The 14,240-nt window shown below is 69.1% G+C and carries 14 protein-coding genes; 6 read left to right on the top strand and 8 right to left on the bottom strand.

The window, feature by feature from the left end; translation table 11 throughout:
- Positions 1–63: 63 nt before the first annotated feature.
- From AC6I9V_RS07160 to AC6I9V_RS07140, 5 genes are all read right to left on the bottom strand, one after another.
- Positions 64–909, bottom strand: a complete 846-nt coding sequence (locus AC6I9V_RS07160; RefSeq protein WP_497898873.1) for a universal stress protein — start codon at positions 907–909, stop codon at positions 64–66.
- 77 nt (positions 910–986) lie between these two features.
- Positions 987–2,111, bottom strand: coding sequence for a YihY/virulence factor BrkB family protein (locus AC6I9V_RS07155; protein ID WP_497898872.1), 1,125 nt, complete (start codon positions 2,109–2,111; stop codon positions 987–989).
- An 81-nt stretch (positions 2,112–2,192) separates the two neighbouring features.
- Positions 2,193–2,789: a DUF3618 domain-containing protein gene (locus tag AC6I9V_RS07150; protein ID WP_497898871.1), complete on the bottom strand. Its 597-nt coding sequence runs from the start codon at positions 2,787–2,789 to the stop codon at positions 2,193–2,195.
- A gap of 15 nt (positions 2,790–2,804) precedes the next feature.
- Positions 2,805–3,236, bottom strand: coding sequence for a phage holin family protein (locus AC6I9V_RS07145; protein WP_497898870.1), 432 nt, complete (start codon positions 3,234–3,236; stop codon positions 2,805–2,807).
- Complete coding sequence (locus tag AC6I9V_RS07140; RefSeq protein WP_497898869.1) at positions 3,233–4,135, bottom strand: hypothetical protein; 903 nt, start codon at positions 4,133–4,135, stop codon at positions 3,233–3,235. Before AC6I9V_RS07140 ends, AC6I9V_RS07145 begins: the two co-directional genes overlap by 4 nt.
- 181 nt (positions 4,136–4,316) lie before the next feature.
- Between AC6I9V_RS07140 and AC6I9V_RS07135 the strand changes: the two genes are divergently transcribed.
- A complete protein-coding gene (locus AC6I9V_RS07135; RefSeq protein ID WP_497898868.1) occupies positions 4,317–5,246 on the top strand; it encodes a spermidine synthase in 930 nt (309 codons plus the stop codon).
- Between the two features lie 29 nt (positions 5,247–5,275).
- Here the strand turns inward: AC6I9V_RS07135 and AC6I9V_RS07130 are convergent, their stop codons facing one another.
- Complete coding sequence (locus AC6I9V_RS07130) at positions 5,276–6,193, bottom strand: LysR family transcriptional regulator (protein WP_497898867.1); 918 nt, start codon at positions 6,191–6,193, stop codon at positions 5,276–5,278.
- Positions 6,194–6,326: 133 nt separating this feature from the next.
- On the opposite strand from AC6I9V_RS07130, the gene AC6I9V_RS07125 reads away from it, so the two are divergent.
- Positions 6,327–7,706, top strand: a complete 1,380-nt coding sequence (locus tag AC6I9V_RS07125) for an MFS transporter (protein WP_497898866.1) — start codon at positions 6,327–6,329, stop codon at positions 7,704–7,706.
- 48 nt (positions 7,707–7,754) lie between these two features.
- The gene (locus tag AC6I9V_RS07120) at positions 7,755–8,504 is read left to right on the top strand and encodes a 3-hydroxybutyrate dehydrogenase (protein ID WP_497898865.1); all 750 of its coding nucleotides are present in this window, start codon (positions 7,755–7,757) and stop codon (positions 8,502–8,504) included.
- Between the two features lie 335 nt (positions 8,505–8,839).
- On the opposite strand, the gene AC6I9V_RS07115 is transcribed toward AC6I9V_RS07120, so the two are convergent.
- Entirely contained in the window at positions 8,840–9,241 is a 402-nt protein-coding gene (locus AC6I9V_RS07115) for a hypothetical protein (RefSeq protein WP_497898864.1), read from the bottom strand.
- A gap of 7 nt (positions 9,242–9,248) precedes the next feature.
- A complete protein-coding gene (locus AC6I9V_RS07110) occupies positions 9,249–9,584 on the bottom strand; it encodes a hypothetical protein (RefSeq protein WP_497898863.1) in 336 nt (111 codons plus the stop codon).
- Between the two features lie 206 nt (positions 9,585–9,790).
- Here AC6I9V_RS07110 and AC6I9V_RS07105 point away from each other — a divergent pair, with 206 nt between their 5' ends.
- The 3 genes from AC6I9V_RS07105 to hutH all read left to right on the top strand — a co-directional run bounded on the left by AC6I9V_RS07105 (position 9,791) and on the right by hutH (position 14,128).
- On the top strand, positions 9,791–10,639 hold the full coding sequence (locus AC6I9V_RS07105; RefSeq protein ID WP_497898862.1) for an IclR family transcriptional regulator: 849 nt from the start codon (positions 9,791–9,793) through the stop codon (positions 10,637–10,639).
- 196 nt (positions 10,640–10,835) lie between these two features.
- On the top strand, positions 10,836–12,539 hold the full coding sequence (hutU, locus tag AC6I9V_RS07100) for a urocanate hydratase (protein ID WP_497898861.1): 1,704 nt from the start codon (positions 10,836–10,838) through the stop codon (positions 12,537–12,539).
- Positions 12,536–14,128, top strand: a complete 1,593-nt coding sequence (hutH, locus tag AC6I9V_RS07095; protein WP_497898860.1) for a histidine ammonia-lyase — start codon at positions 12,536–12,538, stop codon at positions 14,126–14,128. Before hutU ends, hutH begins: the two co-directional genes overlap by 4 nt.
- Positions 14,129–14,240: the final 112 nt, after the last annotated feature.

Raw genomic sequence — 14,240 nt, 5'->3', positions numbered from 1 at the left:
CCTTTCCCACACTCCTCTTCCTGAATCGGGGGCTCCGGAAGCGGTGTTCCCGGTGCCCGGGAATCAGCGCGTAATCATGACATTGCAGGGGGCCTTGTGCAGCACCGCGGAGACGGTGTTGCCGAGTCCCCCCTCGCGGTTGTGGGTGCCGAGCACCAGCACATCCGCGTCTGCCGCCGCCTCCACCAGTTCCTTGGCGGCCGGGTGGCCGTCCTTGAGGGTGCCGAAGGCGGCAAGCACGGGGACCAGCCGCCCGGCCTCGGCGACGGCGTGCTCCAGCAGCTCGGAGCCGTGCAGCGGGGCGTGCCGGCCGTGCTCCCTGCCGGTCCCGCCCCGGCCCGTCTCGACGTGGACCAGCTGCAGCCCGGCCCCGATCGCGGCCGCGAGCCGGGCGGCGTCGGCGAGGACGGCCGAACTCCGGGCCGCGGCATCGACGCCCACCACTACGGGCCGGCCGGGCAGGTGCGGGCGGCGGACCACCATCAGCGGGCACGGCGCGGAGCTGGCCAGTTCCAGGCACACCGACCCGGCCAGATGTCCCAGCACCCCGCCCATGCCGCGGCTTCCGACGACCAGGAGGGCGGCGCCGTCGGACGCATGCCGCAGCACCTGCGCGGGCAGGCCGGCTTCCATCACGCCGTCGACGTCGAGCCCCGGCGCGGCCTCGCGGGCCAGCGCGAGGCCCTCGGCGAGGATGGCCTCGGCGGAATGCCGGAGCCCGCTGCCGGCGACGCCCTTCACCGGGCCCAGATCCTTGGTGAACATCGGCCAGACCCAGGCGTGCACCACTTTCAAGGGCAGGCGGCGGGTGACGGCATGGCTGGCGGCCCAGCGGACGGCGAGCTGCGAGGTCTCGGAACCGTCGTAACCGACGGCGACCGGCCGGGAAGCTGCTGCAGGTGCCGGCATGTACCCTCCCGGTAGGCGGACGGTGGCACCCCCCAGCGGTGCGTCCCCCCAGTACAGCCCGTCCGGGTGCGGGGCGCCTAGGGGCTTTGGTCCCCCGCCCGGCCGTTGCGGCGGTGTTCCTCGCGGAGCTCCCGCCCGCGCCGGATGTCCTCTTCCTCCCTGGCCTGCAGCTTGTCGCTCTGCTTGGTGTCGCGCGGCGGCAGCTGGATGGTCTCCTCGGCCTCGATGCCGGCCTGGAGCTGGCGTCCGCGCTCGGTTTCGGCGTCGAACTCGGCGCCGAAGAGCAGCGACATGTTCAGGATCCACAGCCAGAGCAGCGCGATGATCACACCTCCGATGGCGCCGTAGGTCTTGTTGTAGCTGTTGGAGTAGGCCACGTAGAAGCCGAACGCCAGGGATGCCAGCAGGAAGACCACCAGGGCGATGGCCGATCCCATGCTCATCCAGCGGAATTTGGGCTGCTTCACGTTCGGGGTGGCGTAGTAGAGGATGGCAATGGCCACGATCACCAGCGCCAGCATCACCGGCCACTTGGCGATGTTCCAGACGGCCAGGAAGGCCCCGCCCAGGCCGATGATGTTCCCCACGGATTCGGCCACCGGCCCGCTGAGCACAAGCATCGCGGCCAGCACGACGACGATCAGCAGGTTAACCACCGTTACCGCGAGCATGGTGCCGCGCAGCTTGAGGAAGGGCCGGCCCTCGTCCGTCTCATACACCCGGTTCATCGCCCGCCCGAACGCCCCGACGTAGCCGGAGGCGGACCAGAGGGCGGTGAGGAGGCCCACAATGAACGTCAAGCCCGCGGCCGAGGAGCCGGCCAGTTCTTCGACCACCGGGCGGATCGTCTTGACGGTCTCACCGGGCGCGATCCCCTGGACGATGTCCAGCAGCGCCGAGGTGGTTTTCTGGGCGTCCCCGAAAAGACCCAGCAGTGACACCAGCGCCAGCAGGGCCGGGAAGATTGAGAGCACCGAGTAGTAGGTCAGCGATGCCGCGAGGTCCGGGCACTGGTCCTTCGTGAACTCCCGCAGGGTCTTCTTCGCGATGTATTTCCAGGAGGGTTTGGTGACATCGGTAGGGCTGCTCGGCTTGCGGGAGTCGTCCGGTGCGGGCGCGGTCCTGGCTTTGGCGGTGCTGCTCTTGGCGGTCTCGGCGTCGTCCATAGAGCCAGTTTCCGCGTTCGTGAGGTTCTTGGCCATCGAGTTCTTCTTTCGAGGTTAAGCGCAGCGGCCGGCTGCCCAGCGCGTCAGCGAGGGCAACCGGCCGTCTACCGGGTGGGGCTACGCCTGCTGGACGTTGTCCTTGGCGTCGGCCGCACGGTCCTTGACGTCGGCGACGGCCATTTGGCCTTCGCCCTTGACGTTCTGGGCGGCGTCAGCGGCGGTGGCCTTGACGTTCTCCATGGCGTCCTGGGCGGGCTCCTTGAGGCCCTCGGCCACGTGCTTTGCGGCCTCGGTCAGCTCGGTGGTGAGGGGCTCGGCGGCCGTCTTGAGGGCGTCCGCGGCTTCCCGCTCCTTGGTGCTCGCCGGGATCAGCGAGGACACCAGCAAGCCGGCGCCGAAGGCGATGAGGCCCGCAGCGAGCGGGTTGCCCTGGGTCTTGGTTTTGGCAAGGTGCGGTGCGTCGGCGACGGCGGAGCCGGCGTCGTTCAGGTGCGAGGCGGCGCTGCCGCCCGCGGAATGCACGTTGCCGGTGGTGTGGTCGGCTGCTCCCATGACTTTCTCCTTCACTCCGAACACTGCGTCTTTGACCTTGTCAGTCTGGCGCTGGACGATGTGCGACGGGGTAACCTTGTCCGCCACGGCGTCGACGTTGGTGCCGAGCCGGGCGCGGGTTGCTTCAATGTCGGCGCGGATGGCATCCGGGTTTTCACTCATTGTGTTTTCCTCGCTCTAGTGGCTGGGCTTGAGGGTCGGGGGGATTTCCTGGAGGGTCTCCGCGGTCTGCGGCATACCCTTGATCGCCTTCAGTTCCTTGCGGCCCATCGAGGCCAGCACGGCGCCGATGATGCCCCAGATGATCGCAACGACGACGCCGGACCATCCCAGTCCCATCAGGGTTCCCAGCCCCCACCAGAGGGCGAGGGAGAGGAACAGCAGGACGAAGTGCCCGGCGACGCCGGCGCCGGCAAACATGCCGCTGCCCTTGCCTGCCCGGCCGGCGGTCTGCTTCAGTTCGGCCTTGGCGAGCTCCACTTCCTGACGCATCAGGGTGGACATGTCCCGCGTGACGTCACCGAGCAGGTCGCCCAGGGAGGTGGTTTCCGCCTTCATGTGGGCCTCGGTGGGAGGCATCGGGGCGCCCGTGGGCATCTCGCTGCTCATCGACGGCCTCCGTCGAACGGATCCTTACGGTCGGGGTCGACAGCCGGATCGATGCGGTACGGATCGGCCGCCAGCGGGTCGTTGGCCCACGGGTCGGCCTGGGTGCCGGATCCCTCAAGCGGGCTGGGCGGGTACGTGTCGGCGCCCGGGTTGGCCGGATACGGGTCGGCGAAGCTCGCCGTCGTCGTTTCCGGGTAGGTTACCGGCGGCGGGGGGACCGCGACGCCGGCGTCCGGTACCCGGGCGGCCGGGGCGCCGTACTGGGCGGCGGTGCCGGTGGGCTGCGAAGTCGGCGTCGTCTCCGGGGCGCCGGCGCTGAGGCTGCGGCTCAGCCGCCCGGCCAGGATGCCTGCGCCTGCAGCGGCCAGCAGGAAGGTGCCGGGGCGCTGGCGGGCAAAGGACTTGACCTCATTGAGCAAGGATCCGGGGTCCCGGTTTTCGAGCCACGTGGCCGCGGACGAGGACCGCTCGGCGGCCTGGCGGATCAGGTCGGTCGCGACGCCGGGCTGGTCCGAAGCGCTTGCCATGGTGTGAAGTTCGCTGGAGATGGAGTGCAAGCCCTGGGCGGCCTTCTGCTGCTGCGTTCCGGCCTGCGCGGTGAGGTCGGTCCGTGCCTGGTGCAGGAGGTCCTTGGCGTTGCTCTTGACCTCACCGGCCACATGGGCCGCTTCGGCCTTCGCCGTTTCGGTAACGTTCTGTGCCGATTCGGCGGCCTGCTGCTTCACTTCGCTGGCCTCGCCCTTGGCGGTATCAGTCTTCGAGGATGTCCCGGTGGGAGGCGTCACGGTGGAAGCGGGCGGGAACGTCGAGCTGTGCCGCAGTTCTGGTTCTGTACCCAGCTGCGCGCCGTGCGTCGGCGTGCCGTAGGTACCGTCCTGGGGCCATTGGTTCTCTGTCATCGTCGCTCTCTTTCCTTGTAGATCTGCTGCCGGCGAGAACACCGGCAGCGCCGAACTCGAATAGTAAGCATGATTACCATTTGATACTAAGCACGCTTCGCATTCGATTTCAAGGAGATCCGGAAAATAGCCGGAGCGGCGCCCGCTAGGGTTGAAGCATGAGCAAAACGGCGGACGGCTGATGGCGAAGCGGGGCAGGGCGGCCGGCCGGAACGGCGGAACACCGGCGCCGGGAGTGGTGGAGGTGCCGAAGGGTGCCCGCCCTGACGGCCCCGCCGCGGGCGTCTACTACATCGATACCGGCGACTGTGAGCTCATTCCGGACCAGGACAATTCGACCGGCTGGCTGCTCCGGATCAACGGCGTCATGAGCTCCCACATCGACCTCGCGGACCCGCTGTTCCTCGACTTCGAATACATGCGCTGGATCGCCGCGCTGGTGGAATCGCGCTGGCCCCCTGCGGGCCGGCCGAAGCTGCGGGCCCTGCACCTCGGCGGCGGGGCCTGCTCGCTGGCGCGCTACTTCCACGCCGCGTATCCGGACGCCCGCCAGGTGGTGGTGGAACTGGACGGCAAGCTCGCCGAGTACGTCCGAGGCTGGTTCGACCTGCCCAAAGCGCCGCTGCTGCGCCTGCGCGTGGGGGAGGCCCGGGAAGTGACCGAGAGCCTCACCCCGCAGACCCGGGACCTCATTATCCGCGACGTCTTCGCCGGCGCCGTGACCCCGCGGCCCCTCACCACCGCGGAGTTCACCGCACACGCCAAGCGGGTCCTGGCGCCCGGCGGGATCTACCTGGTGAATTCCGGCGACGCCCCCGCCCTGACCAACGCGCGCGAGGACGCCGCCACCATCGCGGCGGCCTTCAAACACATCATGATCATCGCCGATCCGGCCATGCTCAAAGGCCGGCGCTACGGCAACATGATCATCGCCGGCAGCGATGAACCGTTCGACGACGACCCCGGCCTCGCCCGTCGCCTGCTCGGCGGCGCCGTGCCGGCCCACAGCTGGGACGACGCCAAGGTGCGCGCCTTCGCCGCCGGCGCCGCCGTCCGCCACGACCCGGCGTCGTCGTCACCCGACCCGGCGTCGTCGTCGATTGCTCAGTAACGGCCCTTTTCGGGCCCCAAAAACGGCGCCTACGGAGCAGTCGATGCGTAGCCGCCGCGGCCCATCAGGGCCTCCCGGTGCGCATCGGTCTGCTCACGCAGCGCCTGCACGACGGCGGCCACGGCAGGCCGGCGCATCGAATCCGGCCGCAGGACCATCCAGTAGGGGAGCAGTTCGGCGAACTGCTCCGGCAGCAGCCTGACCAGATCCGGGTGCAGGTCGGCGGCGAAACAGGGCAGGAAGCCGATCCCCGCCCCGGCCCGCGTGGCCTCCACATGGACAAAGACGTTGGTGGAGCTCAGCCCGTCCCGCATCGTCGGCACCAGCCGGCGCGGGGCGTCGAGGTCGTCCACCTGGAGCATCGAGTCGACGAAGTAGACCAGCGGGTGCTCCTTTAGTTCGTCCACCGACGCCGGCGTCCCGTACTCGGCCAGGTAGCTGCGCGAGGCGTACATGCCCAGCATGTACTCGCCCAGCCGGGCCGCCTCGGCGCGGTGCACCTGCGGCTCGCCGACCACCACCTCAATGTCCAGCCCGGAGCGCTGCTGCAGCGCCCGCCGGGTTACTGTGATGATCTCCACGCTGAGGCCGGGGTGGAGGCGACGGAGCCGGGCCACCGCGGGGGCCGCGATATAGGCGCTGAAACCGTCCGTGGCGGTCATCCGCACGACGCCGGTGACCGGGTCCGGCGTCGTGCCCGGCTGCTCGAGCGAGCGCACGGCGCCTTCCACCTGCTCCGCGACAGCCACCGCCGCGGCGCCGAGGTCCGTCAGTTCCCAGCCTCCGGAGGCCCGGGACAGGACCCTGCCGCCGAGGGCCTTCTCCAGGGCGGCGATCCGGCGCGAGACCGTGGTGTGGTTCAGGCCCAGGACCTGCGCCGCCGTCGTGAATTTGGCCGAACGCGAGACGGCCAGCAGGACCAAAAGGTCGTCGGGATTTGCCTTCATATCTGCAATTCTGCACACACATCGTGCCCGTTTGGCCATTGAACCACGGGTAATGTGCGGCAATACTCGATGAAGCCCATTTTCCGTGCCGTGAATCACAGCGCGTGTCACCGTGGACACTAAGGAGAACCAAATGAGCGTAGAACAACGCTCCGCAGCATCCCCCGCCGCAGCCACCAAGGGTGCAGGCCTCAAGAAAATCGTCGCCGCATCGATGGTCGGCACCGTCGTGGAGTGGTACGAATTCTTCCTCTACGCCACCGCCGCCACCCTGGTGTTCGGCAAGTACTTCTTCCCGGCCACCGGCAATGAGCTGGACGGCATCATCCAGGCGTTCCTGACCTACGCCGTCGGGTTCGTTGCCCGCCCGCTCGGCGGCATCGTCTTCGGCCAGATCGGCGACAAGCTGGGCCGCAAGCCCACCCTGCAACTGACCATCGTGATCATCGGTGTGTCCACCTTCCTGATGGGCTGCCTCCCAGGCTTCGCCGACATCGGCTACCTCGCCCCGGCCCTGCTGGTTGCACTGCGCTTCATCCAGGGCTTCGCCCTCGGCGGCGAATGGGGCGGCGCCGTGCTGCTCGTGGCCGAGCACAGCCCCAACGAGTCCCGCGGCTTCTGGTCCAGCTGGCCCCAGGCCGCTGTCCCGGTCGGCAACCTGCTGGCCACCCTGGTCCTGTTCATCATGTCCAACGTTCTGAGCGCCGCAGACTTCCTCGGCTGGGGCTGGCGTGTGGCCTTCTGGCTCTCCGCCGTGATCGTGTTCGTCGGCTACTACATCCGCACCCATGTCTCCGAGGCGCCGATCTTCCTCGAGGCCAAGGCACAGCTGGAGCAGGAGCAGGCCGTCAGCTACGGAGTGCGCGAAGTCATCCGCAAGTACCCCAAGGGCATCCTCCAGGCCATGGGCCTCCGGTTCGCGGAAAACATCATGTACTACCTCGTGGTGAGCTTCGCGATCGTCTACCTCAAGAGCGTGCACAAGTACGACACGTCCTCGCTGCTGCTCGCCCTGCTGATCGCCCACGTCATCCACTTCCTGGTCATCCCGCAGGTCGGCAGGCTCGTGGACAGCTGGGGCCGCAAGCCGGTCTACCTGGTCGGCGCGATCACCGGTGCCACCTGGCCGTTCTTCGCCTTCCCGATGTTCGACACCCGCAACCCGGTGATCATTGTGCTCGCCGTGACGATCGGCCTGTGCCTGCACGCGTTTATGTACGCCGGCCAGCCGGCGCTCATGTCCGAACTGTTCCCCACCCGCATGCGCTACGCGGGCGTCTCGCTGGGCTCGCAGGTCACCTCGATCTTCGCCGGTTCGCTGGCGCCGCTCCTGGCCACCGCATGGCTCAAGGACACCGGCTCCTGGCTGCCCACCGCCATCTACCTGGTAGTGGCCTGCGCCATTACGACGGTGGCAGTGCTTAGCCTGAAGGAAACCAAGGGCATCGCCCTTGAGGAGGTGGACCGGGCCGACGCCGAACGCGAGGGCCTGGCCGTGGCGGCCAACCGCTGAACTGTTTGACTCTGATGACCGTGAATCTCTGAACTGGAAGGCTGGGTAATGGAAAATACGCTCAATGGCCGCAAGGCACTGGTCACCGGCGGCGCGGGCGGAATCGGCGCGGCCAGCGTCCGTGCCCTCGCTGCGAGGGGTGCGAAGGTGGTGGTCGCGGATGTCGACGAGGCCGCCGCGACAGCCCTCGCCGACGAGGTCGGGGGAACCGCCTGGGCGGTGAACCTGCTCGACGTCGAAACCCTGCAGACGCTCAGCCTGGATTGCGACATCCTGGTCAACAACGCCGGGATCCAGCGCATCAGCCCGATCGAGGAATTCGATCCGGCCGACTTCCGCCGCATCATCACGCTGATGCTGGAGGCGCCGTTCCTGCTGGTCCGGGCCGCGCTGCCGCACATGTACGCAAACGGGTTCGGCCGGGTCATCAACCTGTCCTCGGTTCACGGGCTGCGGGCTTCGCCGTTCAAGAGCGCCTATGTCTCCGCCAAGCACGGCCTGGAAGGGCTGAGCAAGGTGACGGCGCTGGAGGGCGGCGCGCACGGTGTCACGTCCAACTGCATCAACCCCGGCTATGTCCGGACGCCGCTGGTGGAATCCCAGATTGCGGACCAGGCCAAGGTGCACGGCATCCCCGAGTCCGAGGTGCTGACCAAGATCATGCTCACCGAGGCGGCCGTCAAGCGGCTGGTCGAGCCCGAGGAGGTGGCTTCGCTGGTGGCCTGGCTGGCCTCCGACGACGCCGGCATGGTCACCGGCGCCAGCTACACCATGGATGGCGGCTGGTCCGCCCGGTAGGCTGCCTGCCCGGTTCACGAGCGGCGGGTTCCGCTGCTGCCGAGGTGGGACTTGGCGCCCAGTTTCTGAGACCGGGGCGCTGAGTCCCACCTCAGCGCGGAGGGCTCCCGCCGCCGCTCTGGCCGGCGGCGGGGCCCCGGCGGTCCGTATCGATCGGAGGTCTCCCCCAGCGGAGGCGCCCGGTCGGTCCGGTAACGTCGTACGGCAACCTTACGGTCCGCCGTCCTGAGTAACACGAGTAACAGCTACCCCTTTGGCACCCCCAAACCACTTGGGCCGCACCTGAAAACTACTTACCCGCGGGTAGCTCCCCGGGGGGGGTGCCCGGCGGGTGGTTAGAGTGGGCGCATGAGCGAGACGATCCTGCCGCCGGTTTCCTTAACGGCCGCCCGGAGGTTGCGCCCGTGCAGAGCCACGGCCAGCACGATCAGCGGCACGTGGATCGCCGGCAGGTTCCGGGCAAACCACTGGGGCAGGTAAATGTCAGTCACGGAGCCGCTCTCGTCGCCGAGGCGTTGCGCGACCGCCGTCAGCGGGCAGTGGAAGCCGTTGCCCGCGAAGATCGCCGTTTCGGCGAACACGATGGCGCCGGCAATGCCTGCCCGCCGGTCGGAGCGCCCCCGGATCCCGGCATAGAGGACGTAGACCATCGACGCCTCGATGCTGAACCAGGCCAGCGTGTGCACCGTCTTGACGGCTTTCAGCCCGGCCTCCTGCAGGCTCTGACGAATGACCACGCCCGCGTCACCCCTGCTGCAGCGCCAGGACAATGATGGCGGCATTGATGCCCAGGCCGATCAGCCACCACGGGTTGAACGTGAGCAGCAGCAGGGCCGCGGAAATTCCCGCCCCGGCAACCGTGACCGGAATCCACCACGGCGCCGCCACCAGGACCCCCAGACCACCGAGGCCCAGCACCGCCGCGGCGGCGATGGCCAGGGCCACGGCCAGCCGGAGCACCTCCCCGGCAAACGGGGACCGGCCGACGTCGAACGGCGCCTTGGCGTCCGGCCGCGGCAGCCAAATGGCCAGGTGGACGAGGCCGTGGGCGACCAGAAACAGTCCTGCGAGCCAGCGCACGGCGGTCCTCCTCGTGTTCCGGGGCGTGCGTCCAGCGAAGCACCGCCGCCGGCTGCCGGGCTAGGGGCGGAAGGCCCGCAGCGGCGACACTGACAATGTCTGGTATTCCAGACACCGGCTTCTGCTGCGTACCCGCCGGTGCCGGCGGCCAGGGTGCATGCTTAAGTACGGGATACCGGACACCGCCCGACGTCGAAGGGGACCACATGCCAGCCGCCATCACCCCGCCAGACGTGGCCGCCAGCGCCGCGCCGAAGCCCGCCGCCAAATCTGCCAGGGCCGCGTCCAAGGTCCCGGCGGCCGAGAACACGCTGCGCATCCTGAAGCTGCTGGCCTCCAAACGCGGGCCGATGGCGGCGTCGAACATTGCCACCTCCCTGGGCCTGCCGCGCTCCAGCGTCTACCACCTGCTGGGCGTGATGGAGGCGAACGGCTTTGTGCTGCACCTGCACGAGGAACAGCGCTACGGCCTTGGCATCAGCGCCTTCGAACTCAGCTCCGCCTATTCCCGCCAGGAGCCGCTCTCCCGGCTGGGCCGGCCCATGCTGGCGACGCTCGTGGACGTGCTCGGCGAGAGTGCCCACCTGGCCGTGCTGCATGGCCGCGACGTGCTCTACATCGTCGAGGAGCGTGCCAAGAACCGGCCCTCGCTCGTGACCGACGTCGGCGTCCGGCTGCCCAGCCACCTCACCGCCAGCGGGCGGGCAATCCTGGCCGCGCTGCCGAAGTCCCAGGTCCGGGCGCTGTACCCGAACGCCGCGGCCTTCAGCGCGCGGCATGAGACCGAATCGCCCATCACCAAGTACTCCGCGCTGTCCTCGCATCTGGACCAGGTCCGGCTGCGCGGCTACGCCACCGAACACGGCGAGGTGACGCCGGGCTTCGGCTCGATCGCCGCCGCCGTGACGGACCATGCGGGCTGGCCCACCGCCGCCGTCGCTGTGACGTTTTTGGAGGACAAACTGCCCGCGGAGCAGTGGCCGGTCCTGGCCGCGCGGGTCAAAAAGGCCGCGGATGACCTCTCGGCCCGGATCCACGGCCGCCCCTCCGCCTGACCCGGACAAGTAACTGGCAGCAGGGGCCGTTTTGGGCGTTCAAAACGGCCCCTGCTGCCAGTTGCTTGGGGTACCCGGGTGGGTCTGGCATCCCGGACAGCACCCGTTCGAACCCCCTGTTTCCGGGCCTCCGGACAGGCTTTAGTTGATACAGAACCTCTTCCCGCGAACCACCCCAGAGAACGAAGGAGCCCCCATGGCACCCGCCGATTTCACCACCGGCGCCCGCCCGGTCAAAGCAGCCCGCGGCACCGAGCTCACCGCCAAGAGCTGGCAGACCGAAGCCCCGCTGCGCATGCTGATGAACAACCTGGACCCCGAGGTCGCCGAGCGCCCGGACGACCTGGTTGTCTACGGCGGCACCGGCCGCGCCGTCCGGTCCTGGGCCGCGTTCGACGCCATCACCCGCACCCTTCAAACCATGGAGAAGGACGAGACCCTGCTGGTCCAGTCCGGCAAGCCGGTCGGCGTCTTCCGCACCAACGAGTGGGCGCCGCGCGTGCTGCTGGCCAACTCCAACCTCGTCGGCGACTGGGCGACCTGGCCCGAATTCCGCCGACTCGAGGCCGAGGGCCTGATGATGTACGGCCAGATGACCGCCGGGTCCTGGATCTACATCGGCACCCAGGGCATCTTGCAGGGCACCTTCGAGACCTTCGCCGCGATCGCCCGCAAACTCACCGGGGACGAAAACGGCACCCTCGCCGGCACCCTGACCCTCACCGGCGGCTGCGGCGGCATGGGCGGCGCCCAGCCGCTCGCCGTCACCCTGAACGACGGCGCCTGCCTGATCGTCGACGTCGACGAGAGCCACCTGCGCCGCCGCGCCGGCAAGCGCTACCTCGACGAGGTGGAAACCGACCTCGACGCCGCCATCGCCAAGGTCCTGGCAGCCAAGGAGGAGCGCCGCGGCTGGTCCGTCGGCTACGTCGGCAACGCCGCCGAGGTCTTCCCCGAAATCCTGCGCCGCCACAACGCCGGCGAACTCACCGTGGACATCGTCACGGACCAGACCTCCGCCCATGACCCGCTGAGCTACCTGCCCGAGGGCATCACGGTCGAGGAATGGCACCGCGAGACCGCCGCCGATCCCGAAGGCTTCACCAAGAAGGCCCAGGCCTCCATGGCCAAGCACGTCCAGGCCATGGTGGAATTCCAAGACGCCGGCGCCGAGGTGTTCGACTACGGCAACTCCATCCGCGACGAGGCCCGCAAGGGCGGCTACAACCGTGCCTTCGAGTTCCCTGGCTTCGTCCCGGCCTACATCCGGCCGCTGTTCTGCGAGGGCCTGGGCCCGTTCCGCTGGGTTGCCCTCTCCGGCGACCCCGAGGACATCGCGGTGACGGACGCGGCCATCAAGGAGCTCTTCCCGGAGAACAAGCACCTGCACCGCTGGATCGACGCCGCGCAGAACCGGGTGGAGTTCGAAGGCCTGCCGGCCCGCATCTGCTGGCTCGGCTACGGCGACCGCGCCAAAGCCGGCCTGCTGTTCAACCAGCTCGTCAAGGACGGCAAGGTCAAGGCCCCCATCGTGATCGGTCGCGACCACCTCGACTCCGGCTCCGTCGCCTCCCCGTACCGCGAGACCGAGGCCATGGCCGACGGTTCCGACGCGATCGCCGACTGGCCGCTGCTCAACGCCTTGCTCAACACCGCCTCCGGCGCCACCTGGGTCTCTATCCACCACGGCGGGGGCGTCGGCATCGGCCGCTCCATCCACGCCGGCCAGGTCTCGGTCGCCGACGGCACCGACCTCGCAGCGCAGAAGCTCGAACGCCTGCTCACCAACGACCCCGGCATGGGCGTCATCCGCCACGTCGACGCCGGCTACGACCGCGCAGTCGAGGTCGCCAAGGAACGCGGCGTCCGCATCCCCATGAACGAAGGATCCACAAAGTGACCATCACCACCCACTCGCCGCTCACCGTCACCCTCGGCTCCAGCGGCGTCACCCCCGAGGACGTCGTCGCCGTCGCCCGCCACGACGCCCACGTCACCATCGCCCAGGACGCGCTCGACGCCGTCGCCAAGGTCCGCGCCCACATCGACGGCCTCGCCCACAGCGAGACGCCGGCCTACGGCATCTCCACCGGATTCGGCGCGCTGGCCAACCGCCACATCCCCACCGAGCTGCGCACCCAGCTGCAGAAGTCCCTGATCCGCAGCCACGCCGCCGGCATGGGTCCGGCGGTGGAGCGCGAGGTGGTCCGCGGCATCATGTTCCTGCGCGCCAAGACCCTCGCCTCCGGCCGCACCGGCGTCCGCCCCGTGGTGCTGCAGACCATGGTGGACGTGCTCAACGCCGGCATCACCCCGGTGGTCCGCGAATTCGGCTCGCTCGGCTGCTCCGGCGACCTCGCGCCGCTCTCCCACGTGGCTTTGGTCCTGATGGGCGAAGGCGAAGCTACCGGCCCCGACGGCGAGCTGTACGGCGCCAAGGACAGCCGGCCGGTCGCAGACCTTCTCGCCGCGCATGGGATCGAACCCGTCACCCTGGCCGAAAAGGAGGGCCTAGCCCTCGTGAACGGCACCGAGGGCATGCTCGGCATGCTGCTGATGGCCATCGCGGACATCCGCCAGCTGCTCACGGCGGCGGACATCACCGCCGCGCTCAGCGTCGAGGCGCTGCTCGGCACGGACCAGGTGTTCCTGCCCGAGCTGCACGCCGCGCTCCGGCCGCACCCGGGCCAGGCCGCCTCCGCGGACAACATGCTCCGGGTCCTGTCCGATTCCCCGATCGTGGCCTCGCACCGGATCAACGACACCAAGGTCCAGGACGCCTACTCGCTGCGCTGCGCACCCCAGGTGGCTGGCGCGGTCCGCGACACCGTGGACCACGCCGCCCTGGTCGCCTCCCGCGAACTGGCCGCCGCGATCGACAACCCGGTGGTCCTGCCGGACGGCCGGGTCAGCTCCAACGGCAACTTCCACGGCGCCCCCGTGGCGTACGTGCTGGACTTCCTGGCCATTGCCGTCGCGGACCTGAGCTCCATCTCCGAGCGCCGGAGCGACCGGATGCTGGACCCGGCCCGCTCGCACGGGCTGCCGGCCTTCCTTGCCTCGGACCCCGGCGTCGACTCCGGGCTTATGATCGCCCAGTACACCCAGGCCGGGCTGGTCTCGGACAACAAGCGCCTCGCCGTCCCGGCGTCGGTGGACTCGATCCCGAGCTCCGCGATGCAGGAGGACCACGTCTCGATGGGCTGGCACGCTGCCCGCAAACTCCGCCGCGCGGTGGAGAACCTGCGCCGCGTCCTGGCGATTGAACTCGTGACCTCGGCCCGGGCGCTGGACATCCGGACCGAGCTTTCCGGCGGTGAGCTGACCCCGGGCCGGGCGGGGGCCGCGGTCATCGCGGTGCTGCGCGACGTCGTCGAAGGCCCGGGCACGGACAGGTTCCTCTCGCCCGAGCTGGAGGCTGCGGACGCACTGGTGGCCTCGGGCAAGGTCCGGGCGGCAGCCGAATCCGCCGTCGGAAATCTGGCCTGAAGGCAAAGAAAATACGAGGCAGGCAGGGATTTTCCGGCGCCCCCGAAATCGTGCGCAACACGGTCAATGGGGGACCGGAAAATGTAGTAAATATATGACGAAGCCCACACCA

Source organism: Arthrobacter sp. SlRoot2-15 (genome assembly GCF_059739345.1).
This window is presented reverse-complemented; position numbering and strand designations above follow the sequence as displayed.